The following is a 17,432-nucleotide window of genomic DNA, read 5'->3' on the forward strand; positions in this document are numbered from 1 at the left end:
GAACTGGAGAAAAAGGATTATTAAAGAATCTGCTTTTAAAGTGGAGAGTTCAACTTTTTTCAGTATCTTTGCACGTATGACAAACGAAGAATTTGAAAAGATATGGCAGGAAAACCGAGGAAAAGTGCTTGCCAACGACGATGAATATCAGCGCATCTCAAAGAGTTATCTCAGTTGGGGATGGGCTGATTATATTATATTAATAGGTGGATTTGTTATCTTTGAGAACTTTATTCAGGGTTTCGGATTACATATCATACTCCAATATCTGTTGGCTTTGATTGGAATGGTAATGATTTGGTTGGGTTATAGAATTATCAAAGCAAGAATGGGGAGCAAGAAAACGCTTGAGGAAGTAGAAAGCAGAGTGAGGGAAAAATACAGAATGACTTTGAGAAAATAAGTCAGAGACTGCAAGCTAATGGGTTTGCAAGTCAAATATATCTGCCCATTCATCGCACCATTACCACTTTGCTTTTAGGTAATTATCTTGAACCGAAAAGCAACTTATGGTAAACTTATTGACCTGTATTCTTATTTTTCCGAGTTCAGGATTTGTCCCGAACTCGGGTTTCTAATTTTATTATTCTTCTGTCTTTTCTTTTTCCTTAGGCAGAATAAGGTTGAGCAAAACTCCAACGATGGCTGAAAGTCCGATACCACTCATTGCAAAATCTCCCCAATTAAGGATAGCTCCACCGATACCGATAGTCAGTGTAACGGAGATGATAATTGTATTGCGTGTCTGATTCAGATTTACCTTATTCTGAATCAGGTTCTGAATGCCTACGGAGGCTATCGTTCCGAAAAGCAACAGCATAATACCACCCAGAACGGCTTGTGGAATGCTCTGAAGCAATGCGCTCAATTTACCAATAACGGAGAAAACTATGGCTGTAAAGGCTGATATACGGATAACTTGTGGCTGAGTAATCTTAGTGATGCTCATTGCTCCCGTAACTTCGCTGTAAGTAGTTACAGGAGGACCACCGAAGAAACTTGCAGCAAGGCAAGCCAAGCCGTCGCCCAACATCGTGCGATGAAGCCCCGGTTCTTTCGTAAAATCTTTCTGTGCAACTGCTCCTACAACGTAGACATCGCCGATATGTTCAATAACCGGTGCGATGGCAACGGGAATCATAAAGAGGAATGGTTCCCAAGCAAACTGTGGCAACTGGAAATCGGACAATGCCGGAGGAAGTGCTATCCAAGGAGCAGCAGCCACCTTGTCGAAATTTACTTCTCCTAAACAGATTGCCACGATGAAGCCTGCCACGATTCCACATACGACTGGCACGAGTTTGATAAGTCCTTTTCCCAACGAGAGCACGAGAATAGCTACGGAAAGAGAGATACACGCTAAAATCCAGTTGGTCTTTGCCATATCAACGGCAGAACTTGAAAGCGACAAGCCGATGAGAATGATAACCGGACCAATGACAACGGGAGGGAAAAGCCGGTCGAGCAACTTCTTGCCTTGCCATCTGATAAGGGCTGCCATCAGGAAATAAACGAGCGAAACGCCGATGATCCCTGCCAATGTTCCCGGCATTCCCCACTGCTTGGAGGCTGCAATGATGGGAGCAATGAAGGCGAAGGACGAGCCTAAAAAAATAGGAACTTTACCTTTCGTAACGAAATGAAAGATAAAAGTTCCTATTCCAGCCGTGAATAAGGCCGTTGCCGGGTCGAGACCGACGAGTAAAGGGACGAGGACGGTAGCACCAAAAGCGACAAACAAGAATTGCACGCCTACTATCGTTCTTCGGAATGGAGATAAATTTGCTGTGTTCATTTTATTAAACTATATTATAAAAACGCATAGAACAAACTATGATTTCTGGCTGCAAAATTACTTAAAAATTTGCTAATATGGAGGAAATAAAGGAAAGAATGTTACATCTGAATCAAAAAAAGAAGATAATAAATAGTATTTCCTATTCTTTTTCGTATCTTTACAGACAGTAACACAAATTCTATACAATAAATTATGTCGGCATTAATATCAATCATTCCTATCGTGCTGCTTTTCGTTCTTATGCTGGGCTTCAATATGGCCGGCCACAAAAGCGCAATCATTACCCTCGCAGTAACTGTTCTTTTAGGTTTATTCGTTGCCCCGGAATTGAGCATCATTCCTGAAACCTATGCCGGAAGCAGCGTCTATGGACTTGTAGGGTGGAGCTTGGCAGAGGGTGTTCTGAAGGCTGTTTTTCCCATTCTCATCATTATTCTGATGGCGATTTACAGTTACAACATCCTTGTTGAGAGCAAACAAATAGAGGTTAACAAAAATCAGTTCACGTCTATTTCCGATGATAAAGGCATCATTGTCTTGATGCTCGTGTGGGGATTCGGAGGCATTCTTGAAGGAATGGCAGGTTTCGGAACGGCAGTTGCCATTCCCGCAGCTATCCTTATCGGATTGGGATTCAAGCCTTTGTTCTCTGCTCTCGTATCGTTACTTGCCAATACCGTGCCCACTATCTTCGGAGCAGTAGGCGTTCCGGTTACAACGCTGTGCAACGAGGTTACCGTGGGTGGTGCAGCATCGCCTGAAAGAATTAGCGAAGTGGCGAGTATGGCAGTTCTTCAACTTTCGCCGTTGTTCTTTCTCTTGCCATTCATCATCCTGATGCTGACAGACAGAAAAGCTATCGTGAAGAATATCGTGCTCACACTTGCCGTTGGTTCGGTATCGCTCGGCGTACAATACGTTTGTGCAAAATATCTTGGTGCAGAAACGCCCGCCATTATCGGCTCTATTGCAGCCATCATTGTAATTCTGGTCTTTGCAAAGCTGATGCCCAAGAAAGAAAGCGAAGCAGTAAGGTCAGAAAAGAAACGCTACACGCTGGGCGAAACCTTCAAGGCTTGGAGCGTTTATCTGTTCATTTTGGCATTCATTCTTCTTTCGGGTGCGCTGTGTCCTCCTATTAACAATTTCCTGAAATCCAACTTAGTGAGTCAAGTTCCTCTTCCTGCCATTGGCTCAACGTTCAAGTTCGGATGGATCAGCAATGCAGGCTTGATGCTTTTCCTCGGTGCCACTATCGGTGGATTGATTCAGGGGATGAGTTTCGGAAAGCTGATGGTAGTGTTGGCGCGTACAGTGGTTAATCTGCGTAAAACCGTCATCACAATTATAAGTCTCATATCTTTGGCTTCGATAATGAATTACAGTGGTATGATCGGAGCTATTGCGAGTGGATTGGTCAGCCTGACGGGTGTCTTTTATCCGTTCTTTGCACCATTGATTGGTGCAATCGGCACTTTCGTAACAGGTTCCGACACATCGGCAAACATTCTTTTTGCCAAATTGCAGGCCAATGTTGCAGGCCATTTGGGCTTCGATCCTACCCAGGCCAACTGGCTCGTGGCTGCGAACACAACGGGTGCATCGGGTGGAAAGATGATTTCGCCACAGAGTATAGCCGTTGCAACTGCTGCCTGCAATATGCAGGGAAAGGATGGAGAGATATTGAAGTCTGCCATTCCTTACGCCATAGGCTATATCGTAATAGCAGGCTTGATGGTATATTGGGGCTGTTAGAAACTGCTATCAGCCTTTTGATTTCATCAAGACATAGATTACCACGGGTGCTCCGATGAGTGGAGTTACGGCATTCAAGGGAATGATGCCTGCCTCGCCCGGTAAATAACAGATAATATTACAAAGAAGTGCTGTCAAAGCACCGCAGAGAATCGTTGAAGGCAATAGCATTCGATGATTCTCTGTCGTTAATAGAAGGCGTGCAATATGAGGTACTGCCAATCCTATGAAAGCAATTGGACCACAAAAGGCTGTGGTAATGGCTGATAAAAGTCCGGTTACCACCAATAGATAGTTTCGCACACGGCGTGTGTTTATTCCCAGACTTTCGGCATATTGAGGGCCTAAGAGTAAGGCGTTGAGTGGTTTCATCAACAGGAGTGAACATAATATTCCGAATGAGATAATGGCAACAAACATTGGAATATGCTTCATTGAAACGCCTCCAAAGTTACCCATTCCCCACATTATATAGCTTTTTACACCTTCATCAGTAGCAAAGAAGTTGAGCAATGACACTACTGATGAAGACAAATAGCCAATCATTATTCCGATTATCAGCAGCAAGACGCTGTTTCTGACAATTAATGAAAAGAAGAATATCAGTGCCGTAACGGCCATTGCCCCCACAAATGCAGCCAGAAGAACTGCCATAAAGCCCGAAACGGAGAAAAAAGCAGTAGACACGTTTCCCCCTAATAAGAGCATAACAAGGGCTACTCCAAGTCCCGCTCCTGAATTAATGCCGAACACATCAGGCCCTGCTAAGGGATTGCGAAAGGCTGTTTGCAGCATCAGTCCACTAACAGAGAGTGCTCCTCCACAAAACATTGCCGTCAAGGCTTGTGGCAAACGGTTTTCTATGATAATGTATAGCCAACTCTCCTTGCCTTCAAATTTTCCCGTAAGTATATCAACCACATCTCCAAAGGGTATCTGCACCGAACCAATATAAAGATTCAATGCAAATAAAAGAATAATGCACAGTGGCAAGAATATGAAGATACGAGTTCCTCTAATCATAAGAAGTATTGAGCCACTTAGTCGGATAGCTTTTTGTAATATCTCAAATTGTTCTTGTTCAAGTCAGGATGGAAGAGTTGAATAAGGTCGTTTAACAGCCAATCAGGTCGCCAACTCACTTCTTCAAAATATGGAACTTTGTCCGCAGGACAAGCATATATTTCGCCTTTCTTGAATGGTTTCAACATTGCATAGCCCTGATATTCCGAAAGCAGCAGTTGTTTGTTCATCTCTCCATTGTAACTCATTATCCAAAAGTCCGCTTCTCCAAACTTGTCTAAGACTGTTTCAAACGGCATAGACAGGCTGCCGCTACTCTTGTCGTTGGAGAAAGCATAGTTTCCACCTACATCTTTGTAAAGCAATCCCACACTGCTTTCGCCACCGGGCAAGTACCAAACCGATCCAACCATACGGTCAGGAAGGACTGAACGCGTTTCCTTTGCATTGCTTGCAGCATTCTTTGCTGCCATATAATTCTTTTCCACCTCAGCAAACAATGCGTTTGCTTCATCCTCACAACCGAACAGCATTCCATAGAATTTCATCCATTCGGCACGTCCCAAAGCAGACGTTTCCATATAGTCAGCACATTCAATGATTGGAATATTCAATCCGTCAAGTTTGCCGTAGCCACCACTATTTTCAAATGGCGAAAGCAACAAAACATCGGGCTTCATATCAATAATCTTCTCTATGTCGGGTTTCATTCCATCGCCACAATCCACAATTTCTTTCGATTTGATTCTTGCCTGAACATCTGGTATCAGCATATACTTGGCATCAGCTATACCGGCTATTACTTTCGGATTTTTCAGCATCTCCATCAGGTTTGCGTGGGCAGTAGTGAAGAAGACTCCACGCTGCAAAGGAATTTTAATTGCAGTGCCATCACTCGGTGCTTTGCTCACATCGTCCACCAAATAGTAGGTATGCAGCACTTCTCCTTTCTTCCAAGGATTGTCCAAACTTACCTTTATACCATCATCCACACGCTCCATCTTGATATTTTGCGCATATTTGAACGACAAAGTACTGTCAGAAGCATCTGATTTCTCATTTTTCACAGCATTGTTTGTGCATCCACAAAACAAACATAATAATAAGGTATATACTACCAGTAACTTTTGCATAGCTTAGAAATATTTTCGGCAAAAGTACAAAAAAAGTATGAATTTTTGTCAGTTTACAATATTTTTTCGTAATTTAGCAACGTTTGAACTGATAAAGAAGATAATCAATCATTAATTAATATTTTTATACCATGTCTGAAAAGAATTCTAATGCTCTTACAAACCACATTGAAATGAAAAAGATTTGGGAACTTTTGGCTATTATCGTGATTACAGCCATTGTGTGGAATCTGCCCAATAGTTCATTCGGCATCGATGGCTTAACAGTAGTTCAACAGCGTATCATCGCTATTTTCGTCTTTGCCACGCTTTCCTGGCTTACGGAATGTATTCCCGCTTGGGCCATTTCGTTGGCTATTATGACGATAATGTGTACAACGGTGTCTGAAAACTCCTTTGGATTCTTCAAAGGCGAAGGTATAGGAGATTTATTGAAAGCAAAGGAAATAATGGCATCATTTGCCGATCCCATTATAATGCTCTTCCTTGCAGGTTTCATTCTTGCTATTGCTGCATCCAAATCGGGGCTTGACACGCTGCTTGCAAGGAGTATGATTCGTCCATTCGGAAAGAAGAGCGAGAACGTACTGCTCGGTTTTCTGATGATTACCGGTATTTTCTCGATGTTCATTTCCAACACAGCCACTGCGGCTCTGATGTTAACGTTCCTCACTCCGGTGTTTGCTGCTCTTCCTGCAAACGGTAAAGGCCGTATAGCACTGACAATGTCTATTCCTATCGCTGCCAATCTTGGAGGTATGGGTACGCCTATCGGAACGCCTCCGAATATGATTGCATTGAAATATCTCAACGATCCGGCAGGGCTTGATATGCACATTGGCTTTGGCCAATGGATGATTTTTATGGTGCCTCTCGTTATCATCCTGTTGCTTATTTCGTGGAGGGTAATTCTCTATTTCTTCCCATTCAGCAAAAAAAACATCGATCTTGAAATCAATGGCGAAATACATAAAGGTTGGCGTATGTGGGTTGTTATTGCTACATTCATTATTACCATCCTTCTATGGGTCATTCCGAAGGAAATAACTGGTATCGATACTAATACGGTTTCAATGATTCCAATGGGACTGTTCGCAATTACAGGTGTCATTACAGCGAAAGACCTTCAACAGATTGACTGGGCTGTCATCTGGATGGTAGCCGGAGGCTTTGCATTGGGGCTGGGAATGAACGGTTCAGGTCTTGCTGATGCAGCTATTGAGAGTATCCCATTCGGCGAATGGAGTCCTATTTTGGTACTTGTCATCTCTGGGCTTGTATGTTATTTCCTCTCAAATTTCATATCAAACACAGCTACTGCGGCTCTCCTTGTACCAATTCTTGCCGTTGTTTGCCGTGCTATGGATTTAAACTCAATCGGTGGAACAAGTACAGTACTCATTGGTATTGCAATCGCCGCTTCCACCGCAATGTGCTTACCTATTTCAACTCCTCCAAATGCCATCGCTTACTCAACAGGTTTGGTAGAACAAAAGGATATGTTGAAGACCGGTCTCACTTGTGGTCTTATTTCAATCGCTTTAGGATATGTACTCCTCTTCATCATTGGAGAATTGCACCTGTTCGGTTAATTAAATAAAAAAAGAGGATGGATTTAATAGACAAAGGAATTAAAGAATTTACAAATCTAAAGTTTTACAGTTAATAAAGTCATTGCAAATCATATTCGTATCAATATTTTGCAGAACTCTTCAACTGATATTTTAATATCCTCCTAAATAAAATCTAAAGAATCGAGCTTTTCTATTTATTAGGAAAACTCGATTTCTCATTTCTCAGCAGATATCCGAACTCGCAAACCTATTCTTCAGTTTCTTTCTTGGTATAGTGCCAAACAGCCTAAGAAGTGTATGGGAAATAACGTGTAATACAAAAAGAATATCATTAAGTAGATTGCTTAAATATAATATTCAGCCGTATCTATCAAGCCTGCGCGAATGGCGTACTTTGTAGCTTCGTGTACATTGTTCACGCCAAGTTTTCTGAATATGTTCTTTCTGTGCGTGTTTACCGTATGAAAGGAAGAGAAACGGCGTTCGGCTATTTCCCTCGTAGTGATACCTTGTGCTATGTCCTTCAATATTTCCGTTTCCGTCTTCGTGAGATTAATCAGTTGGAAATCAGAAGGAACGGCAGGACTTGTAAGCATTTCGGTCATTTGTTGGCAGATGTAACGTTGCCCATGCATTGCTTCCGAAATGCACTGACGGATTTCGTACAGACGAGAGTCTTTCAAAAGAATACTGATCATACTGCTTGAGCCGATGAGCAGCCGAACAAAAGGGATGCTCAATTCTTCGCTCCAAAGAATTATCATCATCTCAGGAAACCGCTGCCCGATGATTAAAAGTTCGTTTTCATCCTTCAGGTCGAAGAGTGTATAATCCAAAATAACAATGGATTCTGGATTTTTTCTTCAACTGATAAAGCAACTCTTGTTTGTCGGCTGCCAAATGACAGACAACGTCTTTCATCTTGGAGATTACATATAATAAACCTGCGCGCGTGATATCCTGATGGTCTGCTATGATGATGTTCATTTTACGATGTTTTTCCTGAATTATTTTCCCATTCCTCCCATTCTTTCATAGCCTCTTTCCAGTCAGTAGCTTCGCCAGTTTCTATAGCCTGCTTTTCCTTTGCTGTTTCGTCCCGCGCCTTGTCGCGCGCACGTTTCTCCTTCATATCTACAATGGTCTGATCGTCAAGTATCTGAATTACTCCACGCTTAATGGCATCCGTGAGTTCTTCTTCGCCGAATGCTTTACCGGGAACGTTGAAATCAGAGATATTAAATTCGTAATTAACACGCAAATCGTGTCTTACCATCTTCTGCTGATACCTGTTTCCGGCATTCTTCAGCCTGAGCAATCTGCCGATTTCCTTTATTTCACTTTCCGAAAATTTATTTCTTCCCATCTATTTCTATTATTTCTGTGTGCAAAAATACGAATAAAATATGATAGTACTCCATTATCTTCCCACAAAGTGAGGATTGATTTTGAAGCAATATCTCTTTAATATCTCTACTTTTGCTGCACTCTAAAAAATAAGGCTCAATTATTTCTAGAACAATTGAACCTTATTTGATACGAACTAATATGAAGTTGAAATTATCTTATAGCCTCAAAATACTGGTCGAAAGCACGTGGATGTCTGCCAATAAGGATGGTATTGAGCAGACAGTTGGCTACGATTTCTTCATTGCCGAGGTCTACTTTTCCATCTTTTTTTACTTCTTTTGCCAAAAGTATGTCCCAAGGACCGTTAAAATTACTGTCGTCTGCACCAAAAAACATTTCGTTTGTATCAGGATCTTCCATCAACTGATAATGAATGTACTTCTTTGTTGGCGTAGGTTTGATTTCGAGAAGCATATCATAAGCCAACCTGAACTCCTTACGGAGCTTGCGTGCTTTGGGATACATCAGTCCGATATGTGGATAGATTTCGTCAAAATCGTATGCCTGAAAGTATTGCTGTAATGTCATTTCTTCTTGTTTTGTTGATTCAGACTAAAATTTAGCCATCTTTATGGCTACGATAGCACATTCGTCTCCCTTGTTGCCGAGCTTCCCTCCACAGCGATCCTTTGCCTGCTGCAAGTCGTTTGTAGTGAGAAGACCATAGATTACAGGGATTTCACAAGTGGCGTTGAGCCTTGAAATACCATAAGTTACGCCCTCGCAGATGTAATCGAAGTGAGGGGTTTCTCCACGGATTACGCTTCCAAGCACAATGATTGCATCGTAACCACCGTTGAGTGTCATCTGGTGAGCACCATAAACCAGTTCAAAACTGCCCGGAACAGTTTTCACGTGAATGTTTTCCGGAATAGCACCGTGCTTTTCCAGTGTTTTTACTGCACCATCAAGCAATGCCCCTGTTATTTCAGGATTCCATTCCGAAACAACAATGCCAAAGCACATATTGCTCGCATCGGGAACACTCGTAAAGTCGTAGTCTGATAAATTATGTAATGATGTTGCCATTTATTAATAGCTGTTGATGAATGATTTTTATAAATTTCCCTGTTCAACGTATAACACATATTATAAATATGCCTCATTTGCTCAACAAGTAAATGATGGAGTGGACAAATAGATGGTTTTATAAACTATCAGAATTGAATAGTTCCATCTTCAGTCGTCCATTATTGATATTCCATTTAAAAAGAATGGACAATTGTCAGTAAAAGTGTTTACTGCCAACTGTCCACTGTTTATTTTCAACTGATTAGTTGCTCGCTCTTTCAATGTATTTGTCAATGTCCTGTGAAATAGGAGCATTGAGATACTTCTTCTTGATGTCCTTGTAGATTTCCAATGCCTCAGCCTTCTTATTCTGGCTTTCAAGTATAATACCTGCCTTTCTCAAAGCCAAAGGAGCAACGCTGAGATTGGTATTGTTGTATGCTTCATCATCAGCCATCTTTGCAGCTTTCTTGAAAGATTCAACAGCCTTGTCCAACTGGTTGTTGTCGGCATAGACGTCGCCGAGTGCCATCTGCGAAGCCGGACTGATTATCATATCGTCTTCGGTATCGTACTTTTCGATATTCTCCAAAGCCTTAGCATAATCAGGCTTAGCTTGCTTTGCATAGCAGATGCCTACATAAAGATTGGCAAGATTGCCGGCTTGTGTTCCACTGTAATCGTTCTGAATCTTCTGAAACTCCTTCAAGGCATCTTCATATTTCTGCTGTGCAAGAAGTTCCTGACCTTTGTGTGAAGCAGTCTGAGCTGCCAGCTCATTTGGTTTTGAAACAAATTCCTTATAAAGGAAGAAGCCACCAACAACAACGATGATAGCTACGAGAGCGATGAGTGCCTGCTTTCCGTACTTTTGGAAAAAGGCTTCAGAACTATTGAGGTTTTCTTCGTATGTACCCTCTACTTTTTTGTTTGCCATTTTTATTTTGTTTTTTATTATTTCTCTTCTTAAATGCCTTTGATGAGCCTTCTATCATTTCTCCATTAACGATTAAATATAAAGGCAAATAGCATAATAACCCATAATAGCGTGGCAAAATTAATGAAAAACTCTCACATATTGAAATTTATTGCATACTTTTTTATGATATAACCTGTTGAATGGTAATTATCTATTTTTACTTTAAGATTTTTCCTTAAAAATATAACAAAGATCTTAATGAATTATTATCGTAGCTTGATACAGTTTGCTTTCTATTCTCTTTGAGCTGCACTTCATAGATAATGGTATTGTTGGAAAAAGTAAGATACTTCTTATCATATACACCAAAAACGTAAAGTGCAAAGATTCTTTATATAAGAGATTTACAGATAATAAAACTTGTTATTCTAAATATGCGAAGATTGTATTTCATTCTTCGTACATTTGGCGTGTATTTTTGCAAAGATTCCACGCCAATCTTCGCACGTTTGAAAGTGAGTTATATAATAATTGATTTCCAACCACTTACAAACCGCTATTTGGAATTTGTTCTGTGGAATTAAAATAGCTTTTGGAGTGCAACCATATAGCTTTGTTTTAGTTCAAAAATCCGTGTTGAAGTTTGTGATTCCATATCCTTTTCAGGTAGGTGTTAATACAAAAAATATTGCAAACAACAAATGATTTCCTTATTATACAAAAAGCGTTTGGCATATAAAACACCAAACGCTTTTCTTATTTTCCATACCACAGAATCATATAATGGAGTGATTGCGGTGTTTTATCACTGATTCCGATACAGAAATCCTTTGTATACTTAAGTTGCCTTATTGCATATCGTAAACAACCTGCATCAGTTTCTTGCCCAAAGCATCGGCCTCTCCCATTGAACCGGCTTCACTATACACACGGATGATTGGTTCGGTGTTTGACTTGCGAAGATGAACCCAAGCCTTTGGGAAGTCAAGTTTCACACCATCAATGTCCGTTACCTGAACATCGGCTTCCCGACCGTAGAGTTCTTTTACCTTGACGAGGATTGCATCAACATCTGTTTCAGGAGTCAAGTCTATGCGATTTTTTGCAATAAAGTATTCAGGATAAGTTCTGCGAAGTTCACTTGCTTTCAATCCCTTTTGTGCCAATGAGCTGAGGAAGAGAACGATACCTACTAATGAATCGCGACCGTAATGGCTTTCCGGATAGATTACTCCACCATTGCCTTCGCCACCGATAACAGCACCGACTTCTTTCATCTTTGTTGTTACATTGACCTCGCCCACGGCAGAAGCAAAATACTTGCCACCGTGCTTTTCTGTTACATCACGGAGCGCACGGGTAGAAGACAGATTGCTCACGGTGTTTCCCTTGACGTGGTCGAGAATATAGTCGGCAACGCTCACAAGCGTGTATTCCTCGCCAAACATTACGCCGTCTTCCTGAATGAATGCCAGACGGTCTACGTCAGGATCCACTACAATACCAAGGTCGTAATCTCCACTTTTCATCTCATCCATAATGCCACTGAGATTCTTCTCAATCGGTTCTGGATTATGTGCAAAGTCGCCTGTCGGTTCGCCATAGAGAATTTTGTATTCCACTCCTAACTGATCGAGAAGTTTTGGAAGGATAACACCTCCGACAGAGTTTACAGCATCAACGCAAACTTTGAATTTTCTATTCTTTATTGCTTCTAAATCAGCCAGTTCCAATGCCTTGACCGCGTCTATATGCTTCTGGTCGAAACTATTATCTTCCGTATATGAACCAAGACCATCAACATCTGCATAATTGAAGTCTTCACGTTCAGCAATATCGAGAACGGCAGCACCGTCGGCAGCAGTGAGAAATTCGCCTTCGTGATTGAGCAGCTTCAATGCATTCCACTGACGCGGATTGTGCGAAGCCGTGATGATAATACCGCCATCGGCGCCTGCCATACGAACAGCAAGTTCCGTTGTGGGAGTGGTGGCAAGACCAATGTTTACAACGTCAGCACCAATTCCCATCAAAGTGCCGCAAACTACGTTCTTAACCATCTCGCCCGAGATACGAGCGTCGCGGCCAACAACGATTTTCAACTTCTTACCGGGATGTTGGCCAGCAATGTAGGTAGCGTAAGCAGAGGTAAATTTAACGATGTCGAGTGGATTCAATGTATCCCCTGTCTGGCCGCCTATTGTTCCGCGGATACCAGAAATAGACTTAATAAGAGTCATAACCTATTGTTTTTTATATCTCATAAATTAAGAATATATCATTCTGACTTATAAGATGTTCATTGTTTGAGTTGCTATTGTAATTTGACTAATGTCTAAACTCCTCTTCCAAATGTAATATCGTAGAAACAAGGATATACATTTTGGCTGGCAAGTTTCTGTCCGTGTGTTGAAGGGACTATGAGTTTCACGTGAGCCAGTGAGTCGGTTGCATTCTGAATTCGACCAATATTAACGTAAGGCAACGCAACCAGCCATCCCTTAGGTACCGATGCACTCTGATAAGCACGATACATTACACTCGAACTGGGGTCGAAAGATGCTGTGAACGTACCACTTGTGTTGGTAACCGACATCTTATCGACAACGCTGCTCCAATAGAGAGAGTTGTTGGTCAATTGCAATGTATCAGTAAAGATATTGTATTCTGAGAATCTGCAAAGCACAGTCGTGGATTCACCTTTCTTTATTTTCTCTCCCACTCCCTTATGCACAATCTGCATATACACGCCAGCATTGTCAAACTTCACGTATTCGTTCTTTGATACATCAGTTGTTGAATCCTGAGCCTGAAACTGTTGCTCTGAAATAACTTTGATACCTTTCTTTACGATAAAGTCATTCATCGCATTACGCTCGCGTTCTATCTGATCGGCATAACTGTCATTGTCGCTGCAAGAAGCAAAAGCAAAAATTCCTACAAGCACCACTAAGAGAAAGTTTATTTTCTTCATTACTTTATAATTCCTTTGTTTCTATTTTGCAAAGGTAAGAAAAGAATATAGAAAGTAGGAATTTGAAATAAGAAAATATATTAAACTATCTGTTGCATTCAACTTATACGCTCGAAAGACCTACACTCTGACAGCGCATTAAAAGAGATTCCGCAATTTCACGAAAAGTCTATATGCAGCACAAAGACCTTTTATTCCAAGTATCTTATAGGCTATTGCTTTGAGTTTATATGTAGAATAGATAGAGGAAATCTGATAATTGAGTGGTTTGGGAATATCTCCGGTAGCTAAATTTTCAGACAACTGTACATTTAAAAGGGATTGATAGTAATGTGATAGGGATTTTTTGGAGAAGCGATGCAATTCATCTGCTATACGTTCGTGTGCAGAAAGATGAGCGTCCAACATCGTTTTCCAACCGTCAGCATTAACATTATGCGAAATTCCGTTAGGATTGGACACGTAATGATAGAAACCAACTTCACAAGTTCTAATGGATTGCGCCTTATCAACCAAAGAAGGAAGAATGATAATATCCTCAAAAACCTTTCGCTCTGCAAATCTTATATCATCAAAGAGAGTTTTCCGATAAATCTTGTTGCACGCATAAGAATGCTTATAGCCCTCGCCTGCAATCCAGTAATCGGCAAAAGATCTATAAATGATATCGTGGAAAGCCAATTTCTTCGTTGATTCGGTATCTTCCTGCTTTACGCCAAACTCTATTATATCTACATCAGGTGTAAACATTTGAAGCACTTCAGAATAAACGTTTGAATCGATGTAATCATCGGAATCGATAAAGGTAATGAACATTCCGTCTGCAACGTCTATTCCCTTGTTGCGGGCATAGCTTAATCCTCCATTCTTATTGTGCAATACTTTTACATCATAGCCTTTAGTACTGGTCTCATTAGCCCAACTATCGCATAAAGCTCCACTTGAATCAGTAGATCCATCATCTATCAGAATGATTTCATAATCATCTGACAACGCAATGCTGTTCAGACATCTAAGCAAGGTGTCTTCAACATTGTAAACAGGTATTATTACAGACAGTTTTTTCATTAAATTATCGTTTTTTATCAAGGTGGTATTAATTAAAATGGTGCTCAATAGGTAGCATAAATGGCGTTAATTCCTTGGCGTGAGTGCCATATTTACTTGTCGTAGACAGCGAGTAAGCAATATAAAGCCTACGCTTGGCACGCGATATTGCCACGTAAAACTTGCGTGCGTCTTCCTCATCGCTTTTTTTATTCTTATTATAGGCATTGGGGTAACGTCCGTCCACTGCGTCAAATACGATGACATTATCAAACTCCAAACCTTTCGCCTTGTGAACAGTAGTAACATATACCCGTTCACGTATGCTCCGGCTGTTGCAGAAATCGCTTTCTTTCAACGTATTTATATCCATTATATAAGAGCCAATCTGCTCAACCAACGCATTCGGAATGTGTTCGTCCACGAGCATATCCATATCCAGATAGCGAAGAATGTACTCCAAACGGTCTATTTCGCTAATCACTGCTGTTTGTTGGAAATACTGATAAGCGTCTTCAAGTGCAAGTATCAATGCTTTCTTTGCATTATCTTCCAACAAATAGAGTTTACTGAAAGCCGAAAGATATAATTCCTGATAGGCTGAACGGAACTTCCCCACGTAAGGCATAACTTTCGGATGATTGAGAAATGCCGTCTGCTGCGCCACGATGGTTTCGGCCTTTTGGGCACAAAGGCGCACAAGGCTCACCGTTGCTTTTGCATCGTCAATTGCCTGATGCGAATTTTCTCCCACAAGATTGAAACGTTCGAGCAGAGATTCCAGTTTATAGGAAACCAGATTGCGTTCCAAAAGTCTCATCAACTTCAGCGAATCGAAGTATCCGTTCGGACAATCCTTCATAGAAATATCGAGGTATCGGCGCAAATTAAAATCGAGAATATTGTAATCATAATCTGCATTGTGCCCAAGAAGCGTTGCGTTCCCAGCATATTCCAAAAACTTTTTCAGTCCCTCTTGTGGAGAAAGCAATGCGCCGTTTCTTAATTTGGAATGATACAAATCGTACAATGGATTTTCATTTTCACCCAATTTCCGCAATATCGGTCGGGAAGTTTCTATATAAATATCCAGCGGTTCACCGATAATTTCCCCATTCCTGATTTTTATCGCTGCGATTTCAATGATATCATCCTCAAACACATTCAGTCCCGTTGTTTCCGTATCAAAGACAATTATATCCTCATTTCTATACGTCTGAAGGAAATCGGCTACGTAAGTGCTTTTATCATACAGCAACAAATCGGTCGGCGACATAGCCAATTGCTTGAGCTTATAGACAAATCGCCGTGCCAAGGCATTTGAATCAAAAGCCTTCGTTCCTTTCAAGATGCGCGTCCAAGCCAGAAAGTTATGCTCATTGCCAAGCACATTTAAGTGCGCCATCAGCAGTTTCACGCTCGGCGTATCGAACAGATCCCTGCCTGACACCTTGAAATGACTTAAATCATAACGCATCATTACCCTGCTCAGCTTATCGGCATCGGCATTAGAACTTACTATCACAGCCGTAGTTTCGCTCTTATCCGCCTTGAACAAGTCCAAAGCCGTTCCGGCAATCTCTTCCATTTCAGCCTCAATATTGTCGCTGGGCAGAATCTTCAGGTCGTTTGGTTGCGCTTCCAGTTCATTATCCGTTATGGGCAACAGTTCCCTGTCAATCTTCAATTGCTTTTCAGCAAAATCATTGAATACGTCCAGAAGATAGCTCGGCGAACGATGGTTCTTCAGCAGATGATGAATATTACCCTTGCAGCGCATTTTCAGGAAGGTAAGTGTTTCAAGTTTCGCTCCCATAAAGGAGAAAATAGCCTGCTGCTCATCGCCGAGATACATAACGACGGGATTATCCTTGGAGGTCAGCAGGTCTATGATTGCAAGTTGCATTGCATTCAAATCCTGAACTTCGTCCACCTGAATCCACGGGTACCTCTTGCAATCGGCATCCTTGCTGTATATATCATAGGTTACCAGAAGCAAGTCCTCAAAGTCGAGCAGATGATGCTCGGTCTTGTATTGTTCGTAGCAAGAGGCATAATACATTTTCCAGAGCAATCTCCTTATATTATTAGCTGACTTCCAGTCTATCCTCGGAGCATCGGCATCGTCAAGAAACTGCTGTGCATTGTGATAGATATACACTACTGTCCGCTCGTTGTATTCCATCCGTTGCAGCTCGCAAATCAGCTTTACGGCATCACGGTCTTCTTTCGTAAAACATTCCGGATGCAGATAATATTCCCAAGGATGCGCCTTTTCCATCTGGTACATAAGATGTGAAAAGAAGATAATCTCCTGATAAACCTTGCTCCTGTTGTAATCGCCTATCACTCCTTCCTCGCTCTCGTTTCGGTAATCAGCTATGATACTTATGGCCTCTTCGTCGTCGATTATCGACGTGTCAGCCTCTACCCTATTCTCTTCAAACAAGAATCTCGAACAAAAATGATGCACGTTGCCCACTTGCAGCCGTTCCACTTCTGCGTCGTCCACCACCGAAGCGATACGGTTTATCATTTCCCTTGCAGCACGATTCGTAAACGTCAGACAAAGCATATCCTCGTACTTCACGCCCTGTCCGTGCGCATATTTGATTCGTTCGGCAAGAATATGCGTCTTGCCGCAACCCGGCGAAGCCAAGACAAGATGGAAACCATTGTCGGCACGTACTACCGGAATCTGACTGTCGTCCAGAGAATGAACATCGTTTGCTTTCATCGTATCGTTTTCATTTGATGCAAAGTTAATAAAAAACTTCCATCTACTGCG

General features: G+C 41.4%; 14 protein-coding genes and 1 pseudogene. 3 read left to right on the forward strand and 12 right to left on the reverse strand.

The window, feature by feature from the left end; translation table 11 throughout:
• Nucleotides 1-76 precede the first annotated feature (76 nt).
• Nucleotides 77-403 (forward strand): hypothetical protein, encoded by a 327-nt coding sequence (locus tag P150_RS0113030; RefSeq protein ID WP_028898069.1) that lies wholly within the window; start codon nucleotides 77-79, stop codon nucleotides 401-403.
• A 180-nt stretch (nucleotides 404-583) separates the two neighbouring features.
• Here the strand turns inward: P150_RS0113030 and P150_RS0113035 are convergent, their stop codons facing one another.
• The gene (locus P150_RS0113035; RefSeq protein ID WP_028898070.1) at nucleotides 584-1,795 is read right to left on the reverse strand and encodes a uracil-xanthine permease family protein; all 1,212 of its coding nucleotides are present in this window, start codon (nucleotides 1,793-1,795) and stop codon (nucleotides 584-586) included.
• A gap of 195 nt (nucleotides 1,796-1,990) precedes the next feature.
• Between P150_RS0113035 and P150_RS0113040 the strand changes: the two genes are divergently transcribed.
• Nucleotides 1,991-3,553, forward strand: a complete 1,563-nt coding sequence (locus tag P150_RS0113040; RefSeq protein WP_028898071.1) for an L-lactate permease — start codon at nucleotides 1,991-1,993, stop codon at nucleotides 3,551-3,553.
• 9 nt (nucleotides 3,554-3,562) lie between these two features.
• Here the strand turns inward: P150_RS0113040 and P150_RS0113045 are convergent, their stop codons facing one another.
• Complete coding sequence (locus P150_RS0113045; protein ID WP_028898072.1) at nucleotides 3,563-4,576, reverse strand: iron ABC transporter permease; 1,014 nt, start codon at nucleotides 4,574-4,576, stop codon at nucleotides 3,563-3,565.
• A 17-nt stretch (nucleotides 4,577-4,593) separates the two neighbouring features.
• Complete coding sequence (locus P150_RS0113050) at nucleotides 4,594-5,709, reverse strand: ABC transporter substrate-binding protein (RefSeq protein WP_028898073.1); 1,116 nt, start codon at nucleotides 5,707-5,709, stop codon at nucleotides 4,594-4,596.
• Nucleotides 5,710-5,840: 131 nt separating this feature from the next.
• On the opposite strand from P150_RS0113050, the gene P150_RS0113055 reads away from it, so the two are divergent.
• A complete protein-coding gene (locus P150_RS0113055) occupies nucleotides 5,841-7,301 on the forward strand; it encodes a DASS family sodium-coupled anion symporter (protein ID WP_028898074.1) in 1,461 nt (486 codons plus the stop codon).
• A gap of 326 nt (nucleotides 7,302-7,627) precedes the next feature.
• Here the strand turns inward: P150_RS0113055 and P150_RS16550 are convergent.
• From P150_RS16550 to P150_RS0113100, 9 genes and pseudogenes are all read right to left on the reverse strand, one after another.
• Nucleotides 7,628-8,270: pseudogene (locus P150_RS16550) on the reverse strand (response regulator transcription factor).
• Nucleotide 8,271: 1 nt separating this feature from the next.
• Nucleotides 8,272-8,649: a hypothetical protein gene (locus tag P150_RS0113065; RefSeq protein WP_028898075.1), complete on the reverse strand. Its 378-nt coding sequence runs from the start codon at nucleotides 8,647-8,649 to the stop codon at nucleotides 8,272-8,274.
• Nucleotides 8,650-8,843: 194 nt separating this feature from the next.
• Nucleotides 8,844-9,221 (reverse strand): hypothetical protein, encoded by a 378-nt coding sequence (locus P150_RS0113070; RefSeq protein ID WP_028898076.1) that lies wholly within the window; start codon nucleotides 9,219-9,221, stop codon nucleotides 8,844-8,846.
• A 24-nt stretch (nucleotides 9,222-9,245) separates the two neighbouring features.
• Nucleotides 9,246-9,722 carry a 6,7-dimethyl-8-ribityllumazine synthase gene (gene ribH / locus P150_RS0113075; RefSeq protein WP_028898077.1) on the reverse strand — a complete coding sequence of 159 codons (477 nt, stop codon included), beginning with the start codon at nucleotides 9,720-9,722 and terminating at the stop codon, nucleotides 9,246-9,248.
• 244 nt (nucleotides 9,723-9,966) lie between these two features.
• Nucleotides 9,967-10,641: a tetratricopeptide repeat protein gene (locus tag P150_RS0113080; RefSeq protein ID WP_028898078.1), complete on the reverse strand. Its 675-nt coding sequence runs from the start codon at nucleotides 10,639-10,641 to the stop codon at nucleotides 9,967-9,969.
• Nucleotides 10,642-11,471: 830 nt separating this feature from the next.
• Nucleotides 11,472-12,863 (reverse strand): phosphoglucosamine mutase, encoded by a 1,392-nt coding sequence (gene glmM, locus P150_RS0113085; RefSeq protein WP_028898079.1) that lies wholly within the window; start codon nucleotides 12,861-12,863, stop codon nucleotides 11,472-11,474.
• Between the two features lie 95 nt (nucleotides 12,864-12,958).
• Nucleotides 12,959-13,597 carry a DUF4827 domain-containing protein gene (locus P150_RS0113090; RefSeq protein ID WP_028898080.1) on the reverse strand — a complete coding sequence of 213 codons (639 nt, stop codon included), beginning with the start codon at nucleotides 13,595-13,597 and terminating at the stop codon, nucleotides 12,959-12,961.
• A gap of 138 nt (nucleotides 13,598-13,735) precedes the next feature.
• A complete protein-coding gene (locus P150_RS16555; protein WP_051617639.1) occupies nucleotides 13,736-14,665 on the reverse strand; it encodes a glycosyltransferase family 2 protein in 930 nt (309 codons plus the stop codon).
• A gap of 28 nt (nucleotides 14,666-14,693) precedes the next feature.
• Nucleotides 14,694-17,381 (reverse strand): 3'-5' exonuclease, encoded by a 2,688-nt coding sequence (locus tag P150_RS0113100; RefSeq protein ID WP_028898081.1) that lies wholly within the window; start codon nucleotides 17,379-17,381, stop codon nucleotides 14,694-14,696.
• Nucleotides 17,382-17,432: the final 51 nt, after the last annotated feature.

Origin of the sequence: Prevotella sp. HUN102 (assembly GCF_000688375.1) — a bacterium.
GTDB lineage: Bacteria > Bacteroidota > Bacteroidia > Bacteroidales > Bacteroidaceae > Prevotella.